The organism is Pseudidiomarina sp. WS423 (genome assembly GCF_050750165.1).
Taxonomy (GTDB): domain Bacteria; phylum Pseudomonadota; class Gammaproteobacteria; order Enterobacterales; family Alteromonadaceae; genus Pseudidiomarina; species Pseudidiomarina fusca.
The window spans coordinates 79,845-102,778 of the sequence record NZ_JBOJLN010000002.1 but is presented as its reverse complement, the minus strand read 5'-3'; the positions used below and the strand labels follow the sequence as shown (position 1 = coordinate 102,778).

General features: G+C 48.9%; 19 protein-coding genes. 5 read left to right on the top strand and 14 right to left on the bottom strand.

Features of this window, described 5'->3' with window-relative positions; translation table 11 throughout:
• Positions 1–46 precede the first annotated feature (46 nt).
• Positions 47–643 (top strand): Yip1 family protein, encoded by a 597-nt coding sequence (locus tag ACQ661_RS03515; RefSeq protein WP_153825838.1) that lies wholly within the window; start codon positions 47–49, stop codon positions 641–643.
• A gap of 65 nt (positions 644–708) precedes the next feature.
• Here ACQ661_RS03515 and ACQ661_RS03510 read toward each other — a convergent pair whose 3' ends face one another.
• A complete protein-coding gene (locus ACQ661_RS03510) occupies positions 709–2,427 on the bottom strand; it encodes a GNAT family N-acyltransferase (protein ID WP_431667647.1) in 1,719 nt (572 codons plus the stop codon).
• Between the two features lie 310 nt (positions 2,428–2,737).
• On the opposite strand from ACQ661_RS03510, the gene ACQ661_RS03505 reads away from it, so the two are divergent.
• Positions 2,738–4,027, top strand: coding sequence for a dicarboxylate/amino acid:cation symporter (locus ACQ661_RS03505; protein ID WP_110074872.1), 1,290 nt, complete (start codon positions 2,738–2,740; stop codon positions 4,025–4,027).
• Between the two features lie 106 nt (positions 4,028–4,133).
• Here ACQ661_RS03505 and ACQ661_RS03500 read toward each other — a convergent pair whose 3' ends face one another.
• The 4 genes from ACQ661_RS03500 to ACQ661_RS03485 form a co-directional block, all read right to left on the bottom strand.
• The gene (locus ACQ661_RS03500) at positions 4,134–4,865 is read right to left on the bottom strand and encodes a hypothetical protein (protein ID WP_153825840.1); all 732 of its coding nucleotides are present in this window, start codon (positions 4,863–4,865) and stop codon (positions 4,134–4,136) included.
• A gap of 113 nt (positions 4,866–4,978) precedes the next feature.
• Complete coding sequence (gene smrA, locus ACQ661_RS03495) at positions 4,979–5,560, bottom strand: DNA endonuclease SmrA (protein WP_181394874.1); 582 nt, start codon at positions 5,558–5,560, stop codon at positions 4,979–4,981.
• Positions 5,561–5,622: 62 nt separating this feature from the next.
• Positions 5,623–6,621, bottom strand: coding sequence for a protease SohB (gene sohB, locus ACQ661_RS03490; RefSeq protein WP_431667646.1), 999 nt, complete (start codon positions 6,619–6,621; stop codon positions 5,623–5,625).
• Positions 6,622–6,692: 71 nt separating this feature from the next.
• Positions 6,693–9,152: a VolA/Pla-1 family phospholipase gene (locus ACQ661_RS03485; protein WP_431667645.1), complete on the bottom strand. Its 2,460-nt coding sequence runs from the start codon at positions 9,150–9,152 to the stop codon at positions 6,693–6,695.
• A gap of 251 nt (positions 9,153–9,403) precedes the next feature.
• On the opposite strand from ACQ661_RS03485, the gene ACQ661_RS03480 reads away from it, so the two are divergent.
• From ACQ661_RS03480 to ACQ661_RS03470, 3 genes are all read left to right on the top strand, one after another.
• Positions 9,404–10,141: a YciK family oxidoreductase gene (locus ACQ661_RS03480; RefSeq protein ID WP_431667714.1), complete on the top strand. Its 738-nt coding sequence runs from the start codon at positions 9,404–9,406 to the stop codon at positions 10,139–10,141.
• A 48-nt stretch (positions 10,142–10,189) separates the two neighbouring features.
• Positions 10,190–12,457 (top strand): heavy metal translocating P-type ATPase, encoded by a 2,268-nt coding sequence (locus ACQ661_RS03475; RefSeq protein WP_431667643.1) that lies wholly within the window; start codon positions 10,190–10,192, stop codon positions 12,455–12,457.
• Between the two features lie 103 nt (positions 12,458–12,560).
• Complete coding sequence (locus tag ACQ661_RS03470; RefSeq protein ID WP_431667640.1) at positions 12,561–13,532, top strand: WD40/YVTN/BNR-like repeat-containing protein; 972 nt, start codon at positions 12,561–12,563, stop codon at positions 13,530–13,532.
• A 38-nt stretch (positions 13,533–13,570) separates the two neighbouring features.
• Here the strand turns inward: ACQ661_RS03470 and ACQ661_RS03465 are convergent, their stop codons facing one another.
• The 9 genes from ACQ661_RS03465 to ACQ661_RS03425 are packed head-to-tail and all read right to left on the bottom strand — an operon-like array spanning position 13,571 to position 22,908.
• On the bottom strand, positions 13,571–15,682 hold the full coding sequence (locus ACQ661_RS03465) for an aminotransferase class V-fold PLP-dependent enzyme (protein ID WP_431667639.1): 2,112 nt from the start codon (positions 15,680–15,682) through the stop codon (positions 13,571–13,573).
• A 38-nt stretch (positions 15,683–15,720) separates the two neighbouring features.
• Positions 15,721–15,969, bottom strand: a complete 249-nt coding sequence (nqrM, locus tag ACQ661_RS03460) for a (Na+)-NQR maturation NqrM (protein ID WP_431667638.1) — start codon at positions 15,967–15,969, stop codon at positions 15,721–15,723.
• A gap of 15 nt (positions 15,970–15,984) precedes the next feature.
• On the bottom strand, positions 15,985–17,007 hold the full coding sequence (locus ACQ661_RS03455) for an FAD:protein FMN transferase (protein ID WP_431667636.1): 1,023 nt from the start codon (positions 17,005–17,007) through the stop codon (positions 15,985–15,987).
• Between the two features lie 50 nt (positions 17,008–17,057).
• Positions 17,058–18,299 (bottom strand): NADH:ubiquinone reductase (Na(+)-transporting) subunit F, encoded by a 1,242-nt coding sequence (nqrF, locus tag ACQ661_RS03450; RefSeq protein ID WP_153825849.1) that lies wholly within the window; start codon positions 18,297–18,299, stop codon positions 17,058–17,060.
• A 46-nt stretch (positions 18,300–18,345) separates the two neighbouring features.
• A complete protein-coding gene (nqrE, locus tag ACQ661_RS03445; RefSeq protein WP_153825850.1) occupies positions 18,346–18,954 on the bottom strand; it encodes an NADH:ubiquinone reductase (Na(+)-transporting) subunit E in 609 nt (202 codons plus the stop codon).
• A 10-nt stretch (positions 18,955–18,964) separates the two neighbouring features.
• Positions 18,965–19,597 carry an NADH:ubiquinone reductase (Na(+)-transporting) subunit D gene (locus ACQ661_RS03440; protein ID WP_153825851.1) on the bottom strand — a complete coding sequence of 211 codons (633 nt, stop codon included), beginning with the start codon at positions 19,595–19,597 and terminating at the stop codon, positions 18,965–18,967.
• Positions 19,597–20,373: a Na(+)-translocating NADH-quinone reductase subunit C gene (locus ACQ661_RS03435; RefSeq protein ID WP_153825852.1), complete on the bottom strand. Its 777-nt coding sequence runs from the start codon at positions 20,371–20,373 to the stop codon at positions 19,597–19,599. The genes ACQ661_RS03440 and ACQ661_RS03435 overlap by 1 nt, the downstream gene beginning before the upstream one ends.
• Positions 20,366–21,565 carry an NADH:ubiquinone reductase (Na(+)-transporting) subunit B gene (locus tag ACQ661_RS03430; RefSeq protein WP_153825853.1) on the bottom strand — a complete coding sequence of 400 codons (1,200 nt, stop codon included), beginning with the start codon at positions 21,563–21,565 and terminating at the stop codon, positions 20,366–20,368. Before ACQ661_RS03430 ends, ACQ661_RS03435 begins: the two co-directional genes overlap by 8 nt.
• Positions 21,566–21,567: 2 nt before the next feature.
• The gene (locus tag ACQ661_RS03425) at positions 21,568–22,908 is read right to left on the bottom strand and encodes a Na(+)-translocating NADH-quinone reductase subunit A (RefSeq protein WP_153825854.1); all 1,341 of its coding nucleotides are present in this window, start codon (positions 22,906–22,908) and stop codon (positions 21,568–21,570) included.
• Positions 22,909–22,934: the final 26 nt, after the last annotated feature.

Genomic DNA, 22,934 nt, shown 5'->3' with positions numbered 1-22,934 from the left:
GGGCAATTATAAAACCACAGAATAACAACAGAAGTTGAGGTATATCATGATTTTAAATCATATTTGGGGACTATACGCACATCCGGTTGATGAATGGAAAACCATCGACCAACGGCACGAAAGCATCACTTTTTCACTCACGCACATTCTTTTAATTGCACTTATCCCTTGTGCCGCTGCCTATTATGCATCTGCGCATCTGGGCTGGAGCATCGGCGCCCGAGAGCTGACCTATCTCACCCAAAGTAGCGCTGTCACCATGGCCGTAGCCATGTATGCAGGCATTATTGCTGCGGTGTTTGCGTTAGCTTATTTGGTGCACTGGATGGCAAAAACCTTTGGTGCTGAGCCTACCTTCACGCAATCTCTTGAGCTTGCTGCCTACACGGCAACTCCGGCTATTATGTCTGGGGTGGCTGCATTGTATCCAGAATTGTGGTTCGTCACCATGGCCTTTTTAGCGGGTATCGCCTATTCAGTGTATCTGCTGTATTCAGGGGTACCTATTTTAATGCACATCCCTGAAGAGCGTGGCTTTATCTATGCCAGCTCAGTAGTCACTGCCGGATTGATTCTCTTGGTTATTTTGATGGTAACTTCGGCCATCGTATGGACCAATGGTTTTGGCCCGCAGTACATGTAATCCCCTGTAGTAAATGTTGAAAGTAAGCTTGATATTGAAGTAACTGGCGCGGATTTATTTACTGGTTATTGACTAGAACCAGATAAGTACCGCGCCTTTTTTCCCGGTTTTAATCGCGTAATATCCACCCACACCAAGCCATCCACAGCATCCGCAAAGTCAGCATCCACATTAAAGCCAATAAACCTTACCCCACCCGGTTCACAAAGGTCCGCATATTGTTTGTACAAGGTTGGGATAGCGACGCCCTGGTGCGCCAAATGATGCTTTAAATGGGTGAAATCTTGCAAATAATCCCCGCTGGGCGGCGGTAGCGGACGTTCAAGGGCTTGATAAGGAGCGCGCGGCACCGCTAAGCCATCAGGGTCCGGAAATTGTTCGGCAAAAAACTGCACCATGGCATCTTGGGCTAGCTTGGGCAAACTGGCGCTCATGGTCACAGGCCCAAACAAATAGCGATATTCAGGATGACGTCGCAACAAAGCGCCAATCCCTTGCCATAAATAATCCAAACTACGTTTGCCCCAATAACGCGGCTGTACGAAGCTACGGCCTAGCTCTAAGCCTTGCTCCAACAACGGCAACAATTGCGGCTGATACTCAAATAAGGTCTGGCTATAGAGCCCTGCCACCCCATGCTGAGCTAGAATCGCCTTGGTATCACCTAACCGATAAGCTCCTGCAATTTCAAGATCCTGTGGGTCCCATAGAATTAAATGCAAATACCAAGTATCAAAATTATCCAAATCACGACGCTTACCTGTGCCCTCATCTACCGCTCTAAAGGCGACCTCGCGCAGGCGTCCTAGCTCACGCATGATCGGCGAGTTGCCCTGATAGCGATACAAGTAAATGGATTTACCATCGGCAGTTTCACCAAGGCATTCGCAATCTTGTAGGGCTTGTTGTAAGCGTTCGCGCGCTTCGCTACGAGCGATCGGACGCTGACTTTTCAGCAAGCCGGGACGGTCTTGACCCAATCGATACACATGCTTTCGAAACAGCTTTGCCCGCATGGGTAAACTAAGTTGATCCCCAGCAAAGGAGCTTAACGGGATCAACTCACCGATACGAAAATTAATATGACCAGAGCGCTGCCGTACCATCTCTTGCACCAGTAACAAGGTAGCAAGTGGCTTATACAACATGGAGGCGCCATAAAACCAAGGCGAATTATGCGCACCAATAAAAACCGGCAGTACTGGTGCCTGACAGCGCAGCGCTAGTTTCAAAAAGCCAGTTTGCCAATGGCCGTCACGCACTCCTTGCGGGCGTAAACGCGACACTTCACCGGCCGGAAATACAATCAAAGCACCTTCATCTTGTAGGTGCTGATAGACTTTTTTTAGCCGCTCACGCTCGCCAGCGCTGCCATTGCTGCCTGACCTAAACACCCGCACCGGAAACATCAGCTCTTGCAGTGGTCCGATCGCCCCGAGCATATCGTTGGCCAGAATTTTCACATCGCCACGCTGGGCGCTCACTAACTTTAATAACGCCAAACCATCCAGCGAGCCAATCGGATGATTAGCAACAATAACGACCCGGCCATCGCTAGGAATATGATCGAGCTCGTTATCTCTAGCGGTATAAGTAAAGTTAAAAAAATCTAGTACCTGCTCAACAAATTCAAGCCCCTGTACCGCCGGATAGCGGCGCTCAAACTCTTGTATGTGTTGTTCGCAGAGTAATCCGCGTAAGCACCAAAGCAGCGGTCGTTGCAGCAACTGGTGCTGATACACCGCGGGCAATGTCGTTGCAGCTACTTGTTCTACCTGAATCATAAGCGTCTCACTTTTGGCAGGGCCGAAACCTAGGTGATAGGTGCAGCTTTAGAGGCTTAAGGTAGCTGGTTAACGTGACGGTACTATGTCAGCAACATGTCAGCAACATGTCAGCGACATGGCAAACACATGTCAGCCTCATGACAACAATATGTCACCAACATGTCCTTACCAGCTCAGCAGCAACAAGGTTAGCGGGGCCATTTGCACCAAAACGGTACAGCTGTGCGATAAATTCTGCTAGGCTAACGGCACTTAATTGCGCACAATAGCGCAACTTTTATCTCGATTGACATGCAGGATTCCTCCTATGAGTGAGAACAACAAGAAGCTGAGTCTTACCAGCCGCATCGTGATTGGCATGTTTGCCGGTATTATTGTCGGCATTTTGCTAAAGGCACTGTTCCCAGACAGCACCCTGGTCGAAGGTTATTTATCAAAAGGATTGTTCTTTGTGGTGGGGCAAATCTTTATCAGCTCGCTACAGATGCTGGTCGTGCCTTTGGTGTTTGTCTCGTTAGTGGTAGGCACTTGCTCACTCAGTGATCCTAGCAAATTGGGACGTTTAGGCGGCAAAGCTGTCGGTCTTTATTTAATCACCACCGCCATAGCCATCACCTTAGCCATTTCGTTGGCTGTGTTAGTGCAGCCGGGCACCGGCATTGAGCTAGACACCAATGCGACCTACGAGCCGAAAGCGGCTCCGTCGCTGGCTCAAGTGATTATTGATCTCTTCCCAACCAACCCCTTTAATGCGTTCGCTAACGGCAACATGTTGCAAATCATTGTCTTTGCCCTGCTGTTTGGTATTGCCATGGCGTTGGTAGGCAAGCCGGGTGAACGAGTTAAAACCTTATTCGAAGACTTTAACGAAATCATCATGAAGTTGGTCATTATTCTGATGAACATAGCTCCGTACGGGGTGTTTGCGCTGATGGCCAAACTGTTCGCAGAAACCTCGTTTGAGACCATCTTCAGCTTAGCTAAATATTTCTTATTGGTGCTAGCAGTACTCTTTATCCACATGCTGATCACCTATCCGATTATTCTGAAAGGATTAGCTGGCATGAGCCCGCTAACTTTCTTGAAGAAAATGCGTGAGGTGCAGATTTTTGGCTTCAGTACCGCCAGCTCTAACGCGACCATGCCAGTAACCCTTGAAACTGTCACCAAACGCCTGGGCGTACACAACAGTGTCGGCTCGTTCACGGTACCTCTTGGTGCGACCATTAACATGGATGGCACCGCCATCATGCAAGGGGTAGCCACTGTCTTTATTGCGCAGGTTTATTTAGTTGACCTAAGCATGGCTGATTACCTGATGGTAGTACTCACCGCAACCTTAGCCTCGGTCGGAACCGCTGGCGTGCCGGGCGTAGGGATGATCATGCTGGCCATGGTGTTGGGCCAAGTAGGCTTACCGGTAGAAGGAATTGGCTTGATTATTGGTGTCGACCGGCTCCTCGATATGACTCGTACCGCGGTCAACGTCACTGGTGATGCCATGGTATCGGTGATAGTGGCCAAAAGCGAAGGAGCCTTGGATGAAGATGTGTTTAACGATGCCAAGGCCGACATCGACGAGCGTAATCTGTCCTGATAGCAAACGCCGGTTGCAGCTGAGCTGGTTCAGCTGCATCACTCAAACTTGCCAGCGCACAAGCTGCTAGTCAGACGTGCTGCGCTGGTTCTTTAAACCGCTGCGTTCATCTAATTTCACGCCAAATAAAACCCGTCAGTTTAGCGACATCAACCACTGCATCAGATTCACCACGTAAACTCTGCTCCATCACCTGTTCCACAATCGGCCATAGTAATTTTGCGATGTAAGTATCCGCGGTATCATCGGCACTTAGCTCAGGCAAACGCAAACTTGCAATCCGCACGCTTAATAGGGGCTGCCCTTGATCAAATAGGTTCACCACCACATTTTCAAGCTGGGCCTGCTGCACGCTCCATACCAGCGCCGTTGATGCTCTTTGTAAGCGCTGTTGCTGCTTGGCGGCGGTCAAGAGCGCATGCAGATTAGACTGGCCTTTACCATAATAAGCGATGGTTAGCTGGGCATCAGCAACAATCACTTCGTCTACCTGTAGATGGTTGCGTTGTTGCGTCAGCCAATCGCCACGGACCAACAAACGACCGGCACGCAGAACTTGGTTAAGACCCGCATCCAACTCGTTAACACGGCTGGATAAACTAATCTCCCGAGCGCTGATTTCACCCAACAGAGTGTTGAGATCTAACTCGGCATAGCTAAAATCTGCATCAAAGTGAGTATCAGCGCGCTGTTGTAGCTCTTGCGCCAAGCGTTCTGACCAAGTTTGCTCAGCCGCTAAGGCGCCGCCACCAGTTAGCCCAACACCTAATCCAGTACTTACTAGCGCCACTGTAAGCCAGCGCGCCATTGTTGCTCGTACTATTGTTACTCCTACCATTCCCTACTCCTTTTGCATCTTAGCGCCCTAGTGAGCTTATAAGACGCCCTAATGCACGCTTGTGCGGCACGTTAGTGGCTCTTTTGCAGCACTTCTGCAGCACTTCTGAGACACTAGCGGCGCTGATGTCGCTCTCGGTTAAGTTGCTTTTGCTCAGCATTCTTGCGCAGCATAATATAAACAGCGCCGGTACCGCCATGATGACGTTGCGCACTATGAAACGCCATCACTGGCTCAAGTTCACGTAGCCATTTATTCACATAGCTTTTGATTAATGCCGGATGCGGCTTACTGTGCTTGCCTTGTCCATGAATAATCAGCCCAGAGCGCACGCCACTGCGATGACAGTCTTGCACAAACTCGAACAATGCTTGGCGCGCCTGCTTTAGAGTATGCTCGTGTAAATTTAAACTCGCCTCAATCGGGTACTGCCCTAAGCGCAATCTTTTATACACGCCGTGCTGCACACCGTTGCGCTGAAAGCTAATGAGATCAAGGGGCTCCACCAGCTCAACATATTCCGTTGAGAGAAAATTAATATCCTCTTCCAACTGCGCTTCGGCTGCTTTACGCCGCTCTAATTGCGCCAACGTAGGCGTAAACGCAGTTTTCACGTCCGCTACATCAGCACCCGCTAACGGGGTGACACCTGTCATTTCACGGCGAAACAGCTCAAATTCATCGCGGTCTTTCATGGTCACCTCTTTTGCTTTTAACTTACCTTTATTACTTAACCTTTGTTACTTAACCTTTTGACTTAACCTTGCCGCCCCACCAAGTTTTTAAGTTGCAACAACAAGGCATTGACGTTGCGCCCCATGCGCTCGCCTAGGTTTTTCTTAGTAACATAGCGCACCAAGAACATATCGTGACTATCACGATGCGCTAGTAACCAACCATCGCTGGTAGTTAACTCGTCAACTAAGCCATAATTTATCGCTTCTTGGGCAGTCCAATACTCGCCGGTAGCTACTTTTTCAATATCAATTTGCGGCCGATACTGGCTAATATGGGCTTTGAATTGACGATGAATATTTTCTAATTCATCTTTAAATTTGTCGCGCCCAGCATCGGTATTCTCACCAAAAATAGTCAGGGTACGTTTGTATTCGCCAGCAGTGACTTGTTCAAAATCCACGTCATGCTTTTTTAGCCAACGATGAAAGTTCGGCATTTGCGCCAACACCCCAATCGAGCCAATGATAGCAAAGGGGGCTGCTTGGATCTTATGCGCAACGGCCGCCATCATATAACCACCGCTGGCCGCTACTTTGTCGACACTGACAATCACTTCAAGTTCCGCCTCACGCAGGCGCTGTAACTGGGCTGCGCCTAATCCGTAACCGTGCACCACGCCACCGCCACTTTCTAGGCGAACCAATACTTGTTCGCCCGGTTGCGCAACCGACACGATAGCGTTTACTTCACGCTTTAAAGAATCCACTTCTCGCGCATCCATAGAACCATTAAAGTCAATCACAAATAAGCGCTTACGCGGCTCGCCGGCCTGCTGCTTGTGCTGCTTCTTTAAATCTTTCTTAACCTTTTTACGTTGCTTCTTATCTAACAGATCTAACTGCAATTGCTGCACGCCATCGCGTAAATCCTCCGACAGCTTATCTACCAACAGTTGCCCTTTACGTGGCTTTTGCTTTTGTACAGCTTGGGCAATGGCGCCAATGATCAGCAATGCGACAAAGGCAATCACCGCCGCTTTGGCGACAAAACTAGCCACATCTAGTAAAAAATCCCACATGATTGTCATACTCCTTCAGATAACAAAAAGGCCGCTGAGTTGCAGCGGCCTTCGGCATAAACAGATGACGCTTATTGCTTAATCACAGACGGATCTGAAATTGGCAATACGCTAGTACCGTTAGCAAACCAGAAAGCTGCTTGGGTTTGCATCTCTAAGGTTGCCTCAGCCGAAGCTGCTGGGCTAACGATAGAGCCGTGGTCACCGGCGGTAAAGCGCACCGCACCAGATACTGATGAACCATCGGCACCTACCGTGGTTTCAGTAATGGTAGCTAACTGGAGCGCACTGATCAGTGCTTCAGTACCAGCTAATGGCTTACCAGCAACTGTGTTAGGCACAACTTGGTCTGGTAATACATCACTACCGTTACCTACCACTTCAATCAAGTGAATTGGGCTTTCAGTAGCACGTACTGCCGCTGCGTAGTTAATTGGGTCGGCTGAATCAACCACGGTTTGTGCGGCAAAGGCAAATTGCTCAAACACACCGTTAATTTCAGCTTGCTCAGCTGCACTCAACTGTCCCCAGAAACCGTTATACACTTGAATTAACAAGCCTTGGAACTGTGGATCTGTTGGCGCAATACCAGCACCTTCTGCCGCTGCATTCACTGCCGCAGCAAAATCAGGGCTTTGTGAATACAACAACTGGCTCTTAATTACTGGGCCAAAGCTCGGTGAACCTAACAAGAAGTTCGCGATACTAGCACCCGGTGCCATCAAGCTGCTGCCTTGTACTTCAAACCATGAAGAATAAGGGGCAAGGTCGCCGCTTAGCGGTGAATTAGCTAATGCCGTAAATGGTGTACCAGTGATAGCACCTAGCGAGTGACCAACGAAGTAAGCGTTAGTACCATCAATGCCTAAGTTGTTAGCATTTAAGCTTAAGCGTAAACCTAACATATCAGAGATCGATTGGCGTAAGTTATCACGCGTAGTTAACAAGCTACCCAAGTTCATGTACGCAGTTGCTGGGCCTTTGCCGCTGGTTGCGTTGATCGGACCGAAGCCACGATCACCATGCAGCGGATGGTCGATAGCTACGGTAGCAAAACCTGCTACGGCTAAGGTACCAGCAATCCCTAAGGCACTGCCTTTATCTGCGGTAATACCGTGTTGGAAAATCACTACTGGCCAACCGCCTTCTGGCATGGTCAACTCACCTAAACCTAAGGCTGCACGAACTGGAGCCGCCGCCGCTGGGTTAGGTACAGTCACTATGGCACCAATAGTCTGATTACCTTGCACCGCAGGTACTGGGTTGTATTTGGTGACATGGCGTTCAGTATCTACGCCAGGGAAGTCCATGCTGGCAATGACTGCTGGGTCTGTTGCCAACAAACACTGTTGTACCCAAGCTGGGATGAAGGTACTAGCACCACCAGCCAACCATGCTGGATTGATACTAGGGGTGTTCATTGGGTCGATTGCACCGGCTTGAATAGCGCCTAAGACAGAAACACCGCTATCACATTTTGCCTGCCAGCGACCTTGCAGTGGCGCTTGTGGATTTTCAGCCGTGGGTAACGGTGAAAAATAAGGCAAGCTCACTTGGGCTTGATACATGTTAGCAGCAGTTGCGGCTAAGTAAGCTAGGCTCGTTGGATCGGGCTCCAACATACCATTGCTAACGAGGAAATCAGCAACGCTCACACCCAAAGGTGCGCCTAAAATGTTCGGGCTCGGCAAGCCTACTTGGGCAGACTGTGCAAACTGTGCCGCCATCATGGTTTTCACCATATGGAAGGCATCATCAGTAGACTGGGTGGTAAAACTTGACGCATAAATGATGCTGTCTTTATCCACACCAGCGGCCGCCAATGCGTTTTCATGGCTGTTAATCAAACCTTGCAAGCTCAGCGCAGAAGCATCCCCTGAGACAGGATCGGTTTCAACGTTGCGTTTCATCAAACCGTAAGTTTGTGACGGCTTCACGGAGCGGCCCAAGGAGTCGGTGATGTTATCGGTTAAAATAGCTAAATAACCGGTTTTTGGTTTCCATGGTTTTAGTGGAATCACGGCAACACCAGCTGGGCCGGTGGCACGTACGATATAATCCACGCCATAGGTTAATTCAGCAGCAACGGCACAGGTAGCAGCAGGGTTAGCTGCAGCACAAGTTTCGTTCACCGCAGTCCCGCCCATCACGGCTTCAAACATCCGCACCGCACCTGGCGCTTCTAGTGAGCTGCTATCCACGGTCACGTCATTGCCATTGGCATCTTTCGGTAACGAGAAGCTAAAGGTTAACGTGGAGTGAGTCCCCCAACCGTCCAAACCGTTGATAGCTACTTGCGGGTTACCACCATCAGTAGGATCTGCGACTGGGATATTTAACGTACCATCAACAGTACCACTTAATAAAATATTCGACGGCACCGGTACCTGCCCATTAGATGGGTCAAATACAGCGCGTGTTGCTGCTACTTGGTATTCTGTAACGACCGACTCTGGTGCGTCATCGCCACCACCGCAGCCAACTAAGCTGAGTGCGCTACCGATCGCTGTTACAAGCAAGAGTTTTTTCATGAGGCTTCCCCAATCCTTGTTCGTGTTGTTATGTATTGAGCACCTGCAGATGCTTTTTATTCGTCTTGCCTATCATCGCCTTTTTAAACTGGTACGACAAGACATATCAATTAACAAAATTTTATACACTGCTACGGCCAAACTTAAAAGTATTTTTAATAATATTCTATCCAGCTGCTGAGAATCATAGCAAAAAACAGTACACTTGCAGCTTTCTACATCAACATAAGTGTAAGCATAAAATGACTGCAATGCATAATTACTCGTTCAACAAAGATACTTTAGCAGGTAAAACCATTCTTGTGACCGGGGCCGGCGACGGCATTGGCCGTACTGCGGCAAAAACCTTTGCAAGCTGTGGTGCTACCGTTATTTTATTGGGCCGCACGGTCAAAAAACTTGAAGCTGTGTATGATGAGATTATTGCCGCTGGTGGTCCAGAGCCCGCCATTGTGCCGTTGGATTTAAAAGGCGCCACAAAAACTCACTATCAAGGCTTAAATGCTACTATCGTTGAGCAATTTGGCAAACTAGATGGTTTGCTCCACAACGCTGGCGTCTTGGGTGTATTGTCGCCGTTTGAGCACATCGATCATGATTCTTGGAACGAGATCATGCAAATCAATGTCACCGCCCAGTTCATGCTTACTCAAGCCTTGATGCCAGCGTTAAAACGCGCTGCACAGCCGAGCATTGTCTTTACTTCGTCTGGTGTTGGTCGCCAAGGCCGCGCGTTTTGGGGCCCATATGCAGTGAGCAAATTTGCTACCGAAGGTTTAGCCCAAGTGATGGCCGATGAGTATGAAGGCACCCACGTTCGGGTTAATGTGATTAATCCGGGCGCGACCCGCACCACCATGCGCTCAAAAGCTTATCCGGCTGAAGATGCCAGCAAACTCAAAACTGCTGAGCAGCTCATGCCAACTTATGTTTACTTCATGGCCGACGATAGTATAGGTATCACCAACCAGTCGGTGAATGCTCAGTAACAACAGCACTAGCATGAGTTAACTTTAACCAATTTGCAGGAGATTCCTATGGCAACCCAGACCTTTCAGTTACAACTAAGTGGCATGAGTTGCGCCGGCTGCGCTCGTAGTATCGAACGTGCGCTGCAAGCGGTACCAGGGGTTACCTCGGTGAATGTTAACTTTGCTAATGAAGTAGCCGCAGTTACTAGTACCAATAAAACCGCAGACGGGCTAGTAGCTGCAGTACAGCAAGCTGGGTTTGATGCAGCCCTGATTGACCATCAAAGCGCAACTCCCGCGGCCGACCCACGACAGCGAGCACAGCGTCAGCAATGGTACAAGTTTGTTGCCGCCGCTCTGTTATCGGCGCCGCTGCTGTACACCATGGTGGGCCACTTTAGTTTTACTGCCGGCAACTATGTGCCGGCTTGGTTGATGAACCCATGGGTACAGATGGCGCTGGCTACACCCGTGCAGTTTATTATTGGCTGGCAGTTTTACAAGGGTAGCTACACCGCCCTGCGCGCCGGTGCTGCTAATATGGATGTGTTGGTCGCGTTAGGCACCTCAGCGGCCTATTTTTACAGCGTCTACTTAGCGCTCACCGAAGGCGCTATGGCAGCTCATCAAGGGCTCTACTTTGAAACCAGTGCAGTACTTATCACGCTTATTTTGCTCGGCAAATGGTTTGAAGCTCGTGCCAAAGGCCAATCTTCGGCGGCCATTAAGCAGTTGCTGCAACTACAACCTAAGCATGCCCTACGCCAGCAAGCCGATGGTTCAGCCAAGCTGGCGCCCATTGCTGAGCTGGTGGTCGGGGATATCATTCACATTAAACCCGGCCAACAGATCCCGGCTGACAGCGTAGTGATTGAAGGCACCACCAGCGTTGACGAAGCCATGCTTACCGGTGAAAGTGTGCCCGCCGACAAGCAACCCGGCGATACCTTGGTGGCCGGCTCTATTAACAAACAAGGCTTTGTTAAAGCTAAAGTCAGCAAGCTAGGAAAAGACTCGGCGCTGGCACAAATCATCGCTATTGTAGAGCAAGCACAAAACTCCAAAGCGCCCATTCAACGGCTTGCCGATAAAGTTTCGGCCATCTTTGTACCTGTGGTCTTAGTTATTGCTTTAATGACGTTCTTGGTCTGGCTGTTATGGCTGGCACCAGGCGATTATCGCAGTGCGCTAGAGGCGACTGTTGCCGTCTTAGTGATTGCCTGCCCTTGCGCCCTAGGTTTAGCCACGCCAACATCGATTATGGCGGGCTCTGGCCGCGCCGCGCAAATGGGCATCTTGTTCAAGCAAAGTGATGTGTTAGAAATCACCCATAGTGTCACCACTGTGGTACTGGACAAAACGGGCACTATCACCGCTGGTACCCCCACTCTTACGGATTTAGAAATCGATCTCAAAGGCATCCAAGAACTCACGCCAGAGCAGTTGCGCGCTGCAGTTCAAGCGCTTGAGACACAATCTGAGCACCCACTAGCGCAAGCTATTGCAACTGGTATTGAGGTTGATTCTAGCACCGCCAAGATGGTGCAATTAACAGATTTCACCGCCCATACCGGGCGCGGTGTATCAGCGCAAGTGCAACTTGTGCACACTGATACTGACGCTGAGCAACCATCAACCAGCCATCACTTACAGATTGGTAACTTGCGTTTAATGCGCGAGCACAATATTGAAAGTGACGCTTGGAGTGCGCGCCAACAAGAATTAGAAGAGCAAGGCAAAACTGCCATGTTAATTAGCTGGGATAAACAGCTAGTAGGTATTGTCGCCGTAGCAGATACCGTGCGTGAGCATGCAGCAGAGGCTATTGCAGCACTACAACAGCGCGGCTTAAAAGTGGTGATGTTAACTGGTGACAACCAGCGTACTGCCGCTGCCATTGCGGCCCAAGTTGGGATCACCGAGGTCCGCGCTAATGTTTTACCTGAACACAAAGCAGCTGCCGTTGCTGAGTTGCAGCAACAGGGCGACATCGTGGCCATGGTGGGTGATGGTATTAATGATGCGCCGGCTTTGGCGACTGCTAACGTTGGCATTGCCATGGGCACAGGTACCGACGTTGCTCTAGAAACCGCGGATATTGCCCTGATGCGGGCCGATTTACGCTCGTTGCTACACGCCTTAGAGATTAGCGAAAAAACCGTGGGTAACATCCGACAAAACTTATTTTGGGCCTTTGCGTATAACACGTTAGGAATACCGATTGCGGCCTCTGGCCTACTCGCTCCTTGGTTAGCCGGTGGCGCTATGGCGTTAAGTTCAGTCTCCGTCGTATTAAATGCGTTAAGGTTGCAAAAGTTACGATTGAACTCCTAACCCAGTTCCGTGCTATGGTAACCACTAACGCCTGATACCCGAGCACGAATTGCTGCTAAGGTCAGCGACAATTGATGCTACAGAACAATAGGTTAAGTTATTCATGATGTTAAGCGCACTTACTTTGGCAGCAAGCCTGACCCTGATTCCCACGAAAGCTGACGTGAATTGGATTGGTGTTAGTGTTCCTAACCCTGATGTGATTTGGCTAAGCGGTTCGAACTCGCATATTGCTCGCAGTAGTGATGCTGGCGTAACCTGGGAGTATTTTCAGCCGGCCACCCAGAACCTCCAATTTCGTGATATTGAGGCCCTCGATGCCAACCATGCGTATGCGTTAAGCATTGGCAATAATGGCGATTCGCGTATCTATTACACCAGCAACGGTGGCCGTAATTGGCAATTGCGCTATCGCGCGGGCGGTAATCAATTTCTCAATTGTATGGCGTTATCCGCCACCAACGAAGCTTGGGTTTATGGTGACACGGTAGAAAACCGTTGGAACATGGTGCGCAGTGTAGACGGTCGCAACTGGCTTTCCGCCAGCAACATGGTTGATACCCAACCGCTTTCCGATGAAGGTGGCCTAGCTGCAAGTGGTGGCTGTTTACGTCACAACAATGGCATTTGGGCAATTGGTACTGCCAACGGCAACACTGCCCGCTTGCTGGTTAAACGTAATTTTGGCATTCGCTTTAAAGCTATCGATACGCCTTTACCGGCAGGTCCGAGTGCTGGTATTGCCAGTGTTTGGCCGTTTAGCGAAAAGCATATCCTGTTGGCTGGCGGCAGCTTGAACCATGCCGATGCGAAACCACGCTTGGTAGAGTATAAAGACGACCAGTTTACCGCCTTAACCGAACCACCATTGAGCGGTGCCTTGTATAGCCTAACGGTGCGCAATGATGGCAGTATTCTGGTCACCAACCCAACCGGTGCGGCTTTACTCAATAGCAGCAGAGATACCTGGCAGACCCTCGCTGAAGCAAATATTTGGAATAGCGCCTGCAGCACTAACAGCTGTTATCTGGTGGGTAAAGACGGCTACCTCGCAAAAGTTACTTTTACCGAGTAACCTATTCTGAAGCAACCCTCGCGCTAGCCAACTTAACTTTAGCTGGCCAGTAACAAGGCGGTGCCGCCATTTAAATGGCTCACTTGGCTAAACCCAAGCCGAGCCAGCACCCGAGCTGCCACAGCACTGCGATGCCCAGAGCGACAGACACAGACAATCGGCCGCTGCTGATAGCTTTCACGGTGCTCATAAATGAACTGCGCCAAACGCGTTAACGGCACGTTGATTACCTCGGCCGCTAAACCCAAATCACTCACTGCAAATTCTTGCTGCTCACGTACATCAATCACCAAGGCATCAGGCTTGCTGAGCCACTCTTGCTGGGCTTCTAGGTCAACATCCACTAACTCACAGTTAACGCAATGACCAGCTAATTCGCACCAGCGCTGAGTGATACGAAAATCATCATCGGCCCGGCTTAACAACAAGGTGTTGTCATGAACCATCGATCGAATCAGTTCTGGCTGCTGAATGTCACCGATAAAGGCAAAGTCTACTTCTGCAGGAGCGTCCGTAGTAAGCGGCGAGCTTAACAAATACACCGGTTGGCGCGTGCCTACGCGAAACAGGCGGCGCTGTCCTACAGCTAAGCAGCCCTCTACCGTGGCGGCGCAACCCAACGGCACATCACAGCCACCGTTGTATGCCTGCGGCCAACCCACGGCATCAAGGTCCGCTTGCGCTACCTCACAACTCAGTAACTGAGCCAACATAGCTGCAGGGCTATTAGCCGGCTGTGGCTCAGTGGTGAGTACCGCTTTCACACAATAATGCTGGCAAGCCACCAAACGTTCAATACGCTCAGCCAACTCGGGTAAAGGGTCGATGACCACCATCTCTTTAGCGGCTTTATCAATCAATAAATAGCAGCACTGATTGCCAAACCTTAGTTGCACCACACCATCCAGATTAGAATCAATATCTTCACTGGTATCTGCAATCAATAAGCATGACTGGCGTAAGGCATGAGCCGCCGTTTGAATCCGCTCACACGCGGCCTTGATGGTGGCAGCTTCGGTGGCTGGCCCAAAGGATAATCGAATCGCTGAACATGAGCGCCAATCTTCAAGGCCCATGGCATCTAGCACAAAGCTACGAGTGACACCTGAGCTGCAGGCAGAACCTGAACTGACTCGAATGTTAGCCGCATCAAATACATCCATGATGTCGCGAGACGCCATGCCACGTACCGAAAAGTTAAGCGTGGTAGGTAAGCTTAAATCCAAATCGTGGTTCAGCTCGAGGGTAGGAAACGCTTGTTTTAACGCAGCCAACAATTGGTCCCGATACTCACAAAGGGTTGCGGTCGATTTAAAAACTTGCTGTTGATCATTAAGCAATAACTCAAACAGCGCATGTAAAGCGGCAATGCCCGGTAGGTTCTCCGTTCCAGACCGCTGTCCTTGCTCTTGTCCACCACCAATAATCAGGGGCGTAAATGGCGCTGCTTGGCGCACGTATAAAAAGCCGATGCCTTTGGGGCCGTACAACTTGTGGCCACTAAAAGGGGCATAATCAATGCTGGTTTGTGCTAATTCTAGCTTTAACTTACCCAAGGCCTGCACGCAATCCACCATCCAAGGAATGGTTGGGTTATTGCTACGGATCACTTGTTCTAACTGGGCTAAATCTTGTTGTACACCAGTTTCGTTGTTGGCAGCCATGGTACAAATCATGTGGGCTGCGCCTACATGCTCGGCAATAAAGTCTAGATCTAACAGACCTTGACGGTTAACCGGAATAGCTTTGAGCTCGGCATTCAAACGTAAAATATTATTCCAGTGCTCAAGCGCTTGCGGCACCGCTTTGTGCTCAGTAGCTCCGTATAACAGCCAACGACGCTGACCATGGTCGGTATTTCTAGCATGGGTGAGGGCCGATAACACCGCTGTTTGAATGCCTTCGGTAGCACCGCTGGTGAAGATAAAACGGCCAAGCCCTGCGCCCACTAGCTGGCGTCCTAGACGGCGGGTACTATCAAGAATATAGCGTGCTTGCAGCCCAGTGATATGGCTACTACTGGGGTTACCAAAGACATGCTCCATCACGTGCCGAACGGCCTGAGCAATTTGCGGTAACACCGGCGTCGTTGCGTTGCAATCGAGGTAAATTTCCGCCGTTTTCGGCTTAATCTGAACCGGTGTTACCATGGTACTACTCCCTTAATTAGGTTTTAAAACTTGCACCTTTACGAATCTATACGGTTATCTTGCCAAAGTTTTTCTTTGGCTGCACGTTTTGCGGCGGCCTTTTCTTCGGCAGCTATCTTAGCCTTGCGCTCGTCACACGGATCTTTGCAGTCACAAGCTTTATCCATACCCAAGGCAGAAATACCACCACAACTTCCCGAAATGGTTTTACGCTGGGCAATAAACCCAACCGACATGGCTAACACCACTACTAGCATGATGCCGAATACTGCTAAAAACATTCCCATACTAACCCCCTTCGGTTACTGCTGATACTGCTTAAATGCAGTACTACTTTCTTCTTTAAAGCCTTCGGCCTCGCGGCTAATCAGTAACACCGCCAAGCCCTTTTGCTCGGCAAAGGCTAACGCTTGTTCTGGCCCCATCACCGTCAATGCTGTCGCATAGGCGTCAGCATCCATACTGGTGGGCGCTACCACGGTAACCGACACCAAATTATGTTGAATAGGATAGCCGGTACGAGGATCGATAATGTGTGAATAACGCACACCATCTTCTTCGTAGTAATTACGATAATCACCAGAAGTTGCGATTCCCGCATCGCCCGGCTCAATCACCCGTTGCACACTGCGCTCGCTGGTGACCGGCTTTTCTATCGCAATGCGCCAAGGTTGATTACCAGGCTTAGTGCCACGCGTACGCATCTCACCACCAATCTCAACGAGATAATTGGTGATTTCCATCTGCTCCAACAATACTGCGACGCGATCCACGCCATAGCCCTTGGCAATGGTCGATAAATCAATATGAATCTCGGGCTTAGCTTTACGTAACTGGTGGTTCTCAACATGAACATGCTGATACCCCACCTCATCTATCATAGCTTGCAGCTCGGCCTCTGTGGGCTTACGCTCTGGCTTAGCCAGTGGCCCAAAGCCCCATAGATTAACTAATGGCCCGACCGTAACATCAAGTACGCCATCGGTTTCGTTGGCAATTTCTAGCGCGCGTCGAATCACAGTTTCTAACGACCGCGAAATAACCACCGGCTCTGTCGTTTGACGGCTATTAAACAACGATAGTTCCGATTGCGGGTCGTAAGTCGACATCTGGCTGTTGATTTGCTCCAGCACCGCATCCACTCGTTGCTTCACTTGTTCAGGGCTATGCTGCGGATTCGCCGTAACATAAGAGATGTGATAGGTCGTCCCCATCGTCTTACCAGACACCGCCAATTGTTGCGGCGCATGGGTACAAGAAACGAAAAAGGCTAGCCCCACTAGGGCTAGCCAAACTCGTAGCATTGATGAACTGGTTGTTTTCATCAGGCTCTTTTCCACCTTTAAATCAGGCTATTAAAGGGGCTAAGCCAAGCTTAGCCACCAAAGTCATCCAATAGGATGTTTTCATCTTCTACGCCCAAATCTTTGAGCATTTTAATAACTGCTGCGTTCATCATCGGTGGTCCACACATGTAGAACTCACAATCTTCAGGCGCATCATGATCCTTCAGATAGTTTTCGTACAACACGTTATGGATAAAGCCGGTGTAACCTTCCCAGTTATCTTCTGGTTGTGGGTCAGACAAGGCCACATGCCATTCAAAGTTGTCGTTTTCACGCGCCAACATGTCGAAATCTTCCACGTAGAACATTTCTTTCTTAGAACGTGCACCGTACCAGAAAGTCATCTTACGGTCGGTTTTCAGACGACGTAATTGGTCAAAGATGTGTGAACGCATCGGCGCCATACCAGCACCACCACCAACAAACACCATTTCTGCTTTGGTGTCCTTAGCAAAGAATTCACCAAATGGACCAGAAATCGTTACTTTGTCGCCAGCTTTCAAGCTGAAAATGTACGATGACATTTTGCCTGGCGGTAAGCTCATATCACGTGGCGGAGGCGTAGCGATACGCACGTTCAACATGATAATGCCTTTCTCATCTGGGTAGTTCGCCATCGAGTAAGCACGAATGGTCTCTTCGTCAACTTTAGATTCTAAGTTAAAGAAGCCAAAGTGTTCCCAGTCACCACGGAATTTATCTTCAATCTCGAAGTCTTTAAATTTCACGTGATGCGGTGGACATTCGATCTGAATATAACCACCGGCGCGGAAAGGTACTTCTTCGCCTTCTGGCAACTGCACCACAAACTCTTTGATGAAGGTGGCTACGTTGTTGTTAGACTTAACCGTACAATCCCACTTGCGAATACCAAACACTTCTTCTGGAAGCTCGATTTTCATATCTTGCTTCACGTTTACCTGACACGATAAACGGCAGCCTTCACGAGCTTCTTTGCGGTTAATGTGATCACGTTCGGTAGGCAGAATATCACCGCCACCCTCTTTGATAATCACGCGGCATTGGCCACATGAACCACCACCACCACAAGCTGACGATACGAAGATACCAGCATTAGCTAAGGCGCCTAATAATTTAGTACCTGGCTGCGTGGTAATCTTCTTGTCTTCGTCATCATTAATTAAAATCTCGACATCACCCTGAGGCACTAATTTTGATTTGGCGACCATGATCACCGCCACTAAAATTAATACAATCAAGGTAAACATGCCTACGCCGAGCGCTATAAGTGTTAAATCTTGCCCTTGCATCGACTCGTACCTCTTGTTAATCCGTTGTTATCGTTACCGGTGCTTGTTACAGGGATACGCCAGAGAATGACATAAAGCCCAATCCAATCAGACCAACTGAAATAAAGGTAATACCTAAACCGCGTAAACCATCTGGTACATCGGCGTATTTCAGTTTCTCACGCACTGCTGCCAAGGCAACAATGGCAAGGGCCCAGCCGATACCGCTACCGATACCGTAAACCACACTTTCAGTGAAGTTATAATCACGCTCAACCATGAAGGACACACCACCAAAGATAGCGCAGTTCACGGTAATCAAAGGTAAGAAGATACCTAACGCGTTGTACAAAGCTGGTACGTATTTGTCTAATGCCATTTCCAAAATCTGTACCAACGCTGCAATAACGCCGATAAAGGTTAAGAAACGCAAGAAACTCAAGTCTGCATCAGGGAAACCAGCCCAATCTAACGCACCCGGCGCCAAAATGTTGTGGTAAACCAAGTTATTCACCGGTACTGAAATGCCCAGTACAACGATTACTGCAACGCCCAAACCAAAAGCTGTGGTTACTTTCTTTGATACTGCCAAGAAAGTACACATACCTAGGAAGAACGATAACGCTAAGTTTTCAACGAAAATCGATTTAATAAATAAACTGATATAAGCTTCCATGGTCTGCTCCTTATTCCTTCGGCTCTACTTGTTCGGTACGGAAGGTACGCAGTACCCAAATAAAACCACCGATAATAAAGAACGCACTTGGTGGCAATACCAACAAACCGATCGGCTGATACCAGCCGCCTTCAGAAGCTAGCTGCATGATCTGATAACCGAACAGGCTACCTGATCCGAACAGCTCACGAATAAAGCCCACGGTTAACAACACCACCGAGTAACCTAAGCCGTTACCAATACCGTCCAAGAACGATAAGCCTGGAGTACTCTTCATCGCATAGGCTTCAGCACGGCCCATCACGATACAGTTGGTAATAATCAAACCAACGAATACCGACAGTTCTTTGGCGATGCTGTAGGCGTAAGCACGCAGGATTTGGTCAACCACGATAACCAAGCTGGCAATGATCGTCATTTGCACAATAATCCGTACACTCGAAGGAATGTGGTTACGGATAATTGAGATAAACAAGTTAGAAAATGCCGTTACTAAGGTTAGTGCAATACACATAACCAAAGTATTTTCCATTTTTGACGTTACTGCCAACGCCGAGCAAATACCTAAGATTTGTAAGGCAATTGGGTTATTGGCAAAAATCGGTCCAAACAGAACCTCTTTGACTTCTTTTGCACTCGCCATTAGTTCAGCTCCCCTTTGCGAATTTTGTCAAATAGCGGGCCGTAAGCCTTGTCGCTAAACCAGAACTGCATGGTGTTTTCAACACCGTTGCTGGTTAAGGTTGCACCAGACAGTGCATCTACGTCATGAGCTTGGTCAGTCACGTTTTTCGTCACGTTAAGAGCAACCTCGCCGTCGGCGTAGATTTCTTTACCCTGCCAGCTGGCAGCCCAGTTTGGATTCTGGATTTCGCCACCTAACCCTGGAGTTTCAGTGTGCTCGTAGTAGTTGATACCTTTGATGGTGTTCATGTCAGGTGCCACTGCCATGAAGCCGTACATGGTACCCCACAAGCCGTAGCCGCGAACAAACACAACGACTGTCTCTAACTCGCCTTGGGCATCATTGATAAAATAGACTTTAGCTACATCTTCACGAGAACCGATACCAGCTTCGTCATCAGCTTTATCTAATTTAGTGCCCAAACCTGCTTTTTTAGCAGACGCGATAGGATCGTAGTCCGTGGCATTTTTGCCGTCTACAGATTCAACTTCTTCGAGCGTATTAAGGTTGAATAAACGCGTCTCTACGCGCTGCTCAAACAGCTCGATAACGTTAGTTTCTGGGGTTAATAAACCTGCAGCATCTAACACGTTACGTTGCATGTCTAGCGCAGCGTTCTTCTGTTGTAAAGGCTTCAAGCCAACCGCAGAACCTGCCACGATTATCGCGCACACTAAACAGAGGGCGATAACCACAAACAGCGTTTTGCCTAGTGATTCATTTTTATTAGCCATTGCGTGCCAGTCTCCGTTTAATGTTTGATTGAACAACAAAGTGGTCAAACAGCGGGGCAAATACGTTAGAGAATAAAATCGCTAACATAATACCTTCTGGATACGCAGGGTTTACCACTCGGATAAGTACCGTCATGGCACCAATTAAGAAGCCATAATAAAACTTACCTTTGTTGGTGAATGAGGCTGACACTGGGTCCGTTGCCATAAACATCATACCGAAGGCAAAACCACCTACCACCAGGTGCCAGTACCAAGGCATAGCAAACATCGGGTTGCTGTCACTGCCAATCACGTTGAACAATAATGACAACGCGACCATACCTACAAACACACCTGATACGATGCGCCATGAGGCAATACGGAAGTAAATCAGTGCTAAACCGCCAATCAGAATCATCAGGGTAGATACTTCGCCCATTGAACCTTGGATATTACCTAAGAAGGCATCCATCCATAAATCCATATTAGCAATGTAATCAGTGCCCTGAGTTGCTTGGCTTAGCAAAGTAGCGCCAGAGTAGCCGTCAACTGCAGTCCATACTTGCTCACCAGAGATAGACGCTGGGAAGGCAAAGTACAAGAATGCACGACCGGTTAAGGCTGGGTTCAAGAAGTTACGGCCAGTACCGCCAAACACTTCTTTACCAATCACCACACCAAAGGTAATACCTAAGGCTACTTGCCATAACGGCATGGTTGCGGGCAAGGTTAAGGCAAACAGAACTGACGTGACGAAGAAGCCTTCGTTGATTTCGTGCTTACGTACAGAAGCAAATAAAACTTCCCAGAAACCACCCACAATAAAGGTTGTCGCGTACACAGGTACAAAGAAGCAGGCGCCATAGAACAGTTTACCGGCCCAGCCAGCGGTAGCTAGATCACCACCTAAGGCAGTAAAAATACCTACTTGCCAGATATCAGCTAACTGATAACCGTCAGTTAAGGCTAATGCCGCTTGGTTACCGATGTTGTACATACCCCAGAACATCGCTGGGAAAGTCATCATCCACACCAAAATCATGATGCGTTTTAGGTCAACGCTATCTTTAACGTGGGTAATGCCTTTGGTCACTTTACCTGGCGTATAGAAAATAGTTGCCGCTGCTTCGTATAAGGCATAGAACTTCTCGTACTTGCCGCCTTTCTCGAAGTTTGGCTCAATTTTCTCAAGAAAATGTTTCAAGCCCATGATTAGCCCTCTTTCTCAATTTCGGTCAACATGTTACGTAACACCGGACCGTACTCATATTTGCCTGGGCAAACATAAGAACAGAGCGCTAAATCCTCTTCGTCGAGTTCTAAACAGCCTAACTTTTGCGCCTGTTCAGTATCGCCAGAGAGCAAGTCACGTAGCAAAATCGTTGGTAAAATATCAAGCGGCATCACGCGCTCATAGTTGCCGATTGGCACCATTGAACGATCTGAACCGTTGGTGGTAGTCGTCATCGCAAACAACTTTTTAGGTGACAAATGACCCAAGTATGCACGCGTAACTGAGTGTTGGTTTGAACCAGGCTTGATCCAACCAAAGAATTCTTTCTGATCACCCTCAGGCAACACACTCACTTGGGTATGGAAACGACCTAACCACTGATGAGCATCGTCAACTTTGTGACCGTTTAGTACTGAGCCAGAAATAATCCGGTTTTTACCCTGCGCCAACTCACCTTTGGTTAGTTCACGCAAGTTTGCGCCCATCCGAGTACGCAATAACCGAGGTTTTTTCGTACCAGGGCCGGCTAAAGCAACCACACGGTCGGTGTAAACCTGGCCGGTGGTGAATAATTTACCGTAGGCAATCACGTCTTGATAACCGATGTGCCAAACCTGCTTGGCCATAGATACCGGCTGTAAGAAATGAATATGAGTACCTACCAGACCAGCAGGATGCGGACCAGCAAAGGTCTCTAATTGAACCTTAGCATGACCCACATCAACTTTTGCATCAGCAGCTTTCGCCACAAACACCTTACCTTTGGTTAACGTGGTTAACAGGTTCAGACCGTCGATAAAGGCTTGTTGCTCTTGGCTGATGATTACAGCTGGGTCGGCCGCTAACGGATTGGTGTCCATCGCATTCACGAAGATCGCAGTAGGCTCTGCGTCTAGCTTCGGCGAACGACTAAAAGGTCGCGTACGTAAGGCTACCCATTGACCCGCATTGTTCAATTGCTCAACCACTTGGTCGCGCGGCAAACTAGCTAAGTCTTTACTGTCGTAGCTGGCAAACGTTTCTTGCTCATCACCGTCAATTTCAATAATAACGGCTTGTAACACACGTTTGGCGCCACGCATCACGTCTTTTACAACGCCAGCAGCTGGTGCAGTGAATTTAATTCCTGGGTTTTTCTTATCTTCGAAAAGTACCTGGCCTTTTTTGACGCGGTCCTCAACCTTAACCTGCATGGTTGGGCGCATCCCCACATACTCTTCACCCAGTACGGCAACGGTGGTGATGGCTTGACCATCATCAATAGCTTGTTGGGGCATTCCCGAGATTGGGATATTTAGCCCTTTTTTGATCGTAATCATACGCGTTTGCACTACTCGTTAGGGAA

What these genes read in the sequence shown, in the direction of transcription:
- ACQ661_RS03515 (WP_153825838.1), top strand. Translation starts at nt 47, where the DNA reads ATGATTTTAAATCATATTTGGGGACTATACGCACATCCGGTTGATGAA.
- ACQ661_RS03510 (WP_431667647.1), bottom strand. Translation starts at nt 2,427, where the DNA reads ATGATTCAGGTAGAACAAGTAGCTGCAACGACATTGCCCGCGGTGTAT.
- ACQ661_RS03505 (WP_110074872.1), top strand. Translation starts at nt 2,738, where the DNA reads ATGAGTGAGAACAACAAGAAGCTGAGTCTTACCAGCCGCATCGTGATT.
- ACQ661_RS03500 (WP_153825840.1), bottom strand. Translation starts at nt 4,865, where the DNA reads ATGGTAGGAGTAACAATAGTACGAGCAACAATGGCGCGCTGGCTTACA.
- smrA (WP_181394874.1), bottom strand. Translation starts at nt 5,560, where the DNA reads ATGAAAGACCGCGATGAATTTGAGCTGTTTCGCCGTGAAATGACAGGT.
- sohB (WP_431667646.1), bottom strand. Translation starts at nt 6,621, where the DNA reads ATGTGGGATTTTTTACTAGATGTGGCTAGTTTTGTCGCCAAAGCGGCG.
- ACQ661_RS03485 (WP_431667645.1), bottom strand. Translation starts at nt 9,152, where the DNA reads ATGAAAAAACTCTTGCTTGTAACAGCGATCGGTAGCGCACTCAGCTTA.
- ACQ661_RS03480 (WP_431667714.1), top strand. Translation starts at nt 9,404, where the DNA reads ATGCATAATTACTCGTTCAACAAAGATACTTTAGCAGGTAAAACCATT.
- ACQ661_RS03475 (WP_431667643.1), top strand. Translation starts at nt 10,190, where the DNA reads ATGGCAACCCAGACCTTTCAGTTACAACTAAGTGGCATGAGTTGCGCC.
- ACQ661_RS03470 (WP_431667640.1), top strand. Translation starts at nt 12,561, where the DNA reads ATGATGTTAAGCGCACTTACTTTGGCAGCAAGCCTGACCCTGATTCCC.
- ACQ661_RS03465 (WP_431667639.1), bottom strand. Translation starts at nt 15,682, where the DNA reads ATGGTAACACCGGTTCAGATTAAGCCGAAAACGGCGGAAATTTACCTC.
- nqrM (WP_431667638.1), bottom strand. Translation starts at nt 15,969, where the DNA reads ATGGGAATGTTTTTAGCAGTATTCGGCATCATGCTAGTAGTGGTGTTA.
- ACQ661_RS03455 (WP_431667636.1), bottom strand. Translation starts at nt 17,007, where the DNA reads ATGAAAACAACCAGTTCATCAATGCTACGAGTTTGGCTAGCCCTAGTG.
- nqrF (WP_153825849.1), bottom strand. Translation starts at nt 18,299, where the DNA reads ATGCAAGGGCAAGATTTAACACTTATAGCGCTCGGCGTAGGCATGTTT.
- nqrE (WP_153825850.1), bottom strand. Translation starts at nt 18,954, where the DNA reads ATGGAAGCTTATATCAGTTTATTTATTAAATCGATTTTCGTTGAAAAC.
- ACQ661_RS03440 (WP_153825851.1), bottom strand. Translation starts at nt 19,597, where the DNA reads ATGGCGAGTGCAAAAGAAGTCAAAGAGGTTCTGTTTGGACCGATTTTT.
- ACQ661_RS03435 (WP_153825852.1), bottom strand. Translation starts at nt 20,373, where the DNA reads ATGGCTAATAAAAATGAATCACTAGGCAAAACGCTGTTTGTGGTTATC.
- ACQ661_RS03430 (WP_153825853.1), bottom strand. Translation starts at nt 21,565, where the DNA reads ATGGGCTTGAAACATTTTCTTGAGAAAATTGAGCCAAACTTCGAGAAA.
- ACQ661_RS03425 (WP_153825854.1), bottom strand. Translation starts at nt 22,908, where the DNA reads ATGATTACGATCAAAAAAGGGCTAAATATCCCAATCTCGGGAATGCCC.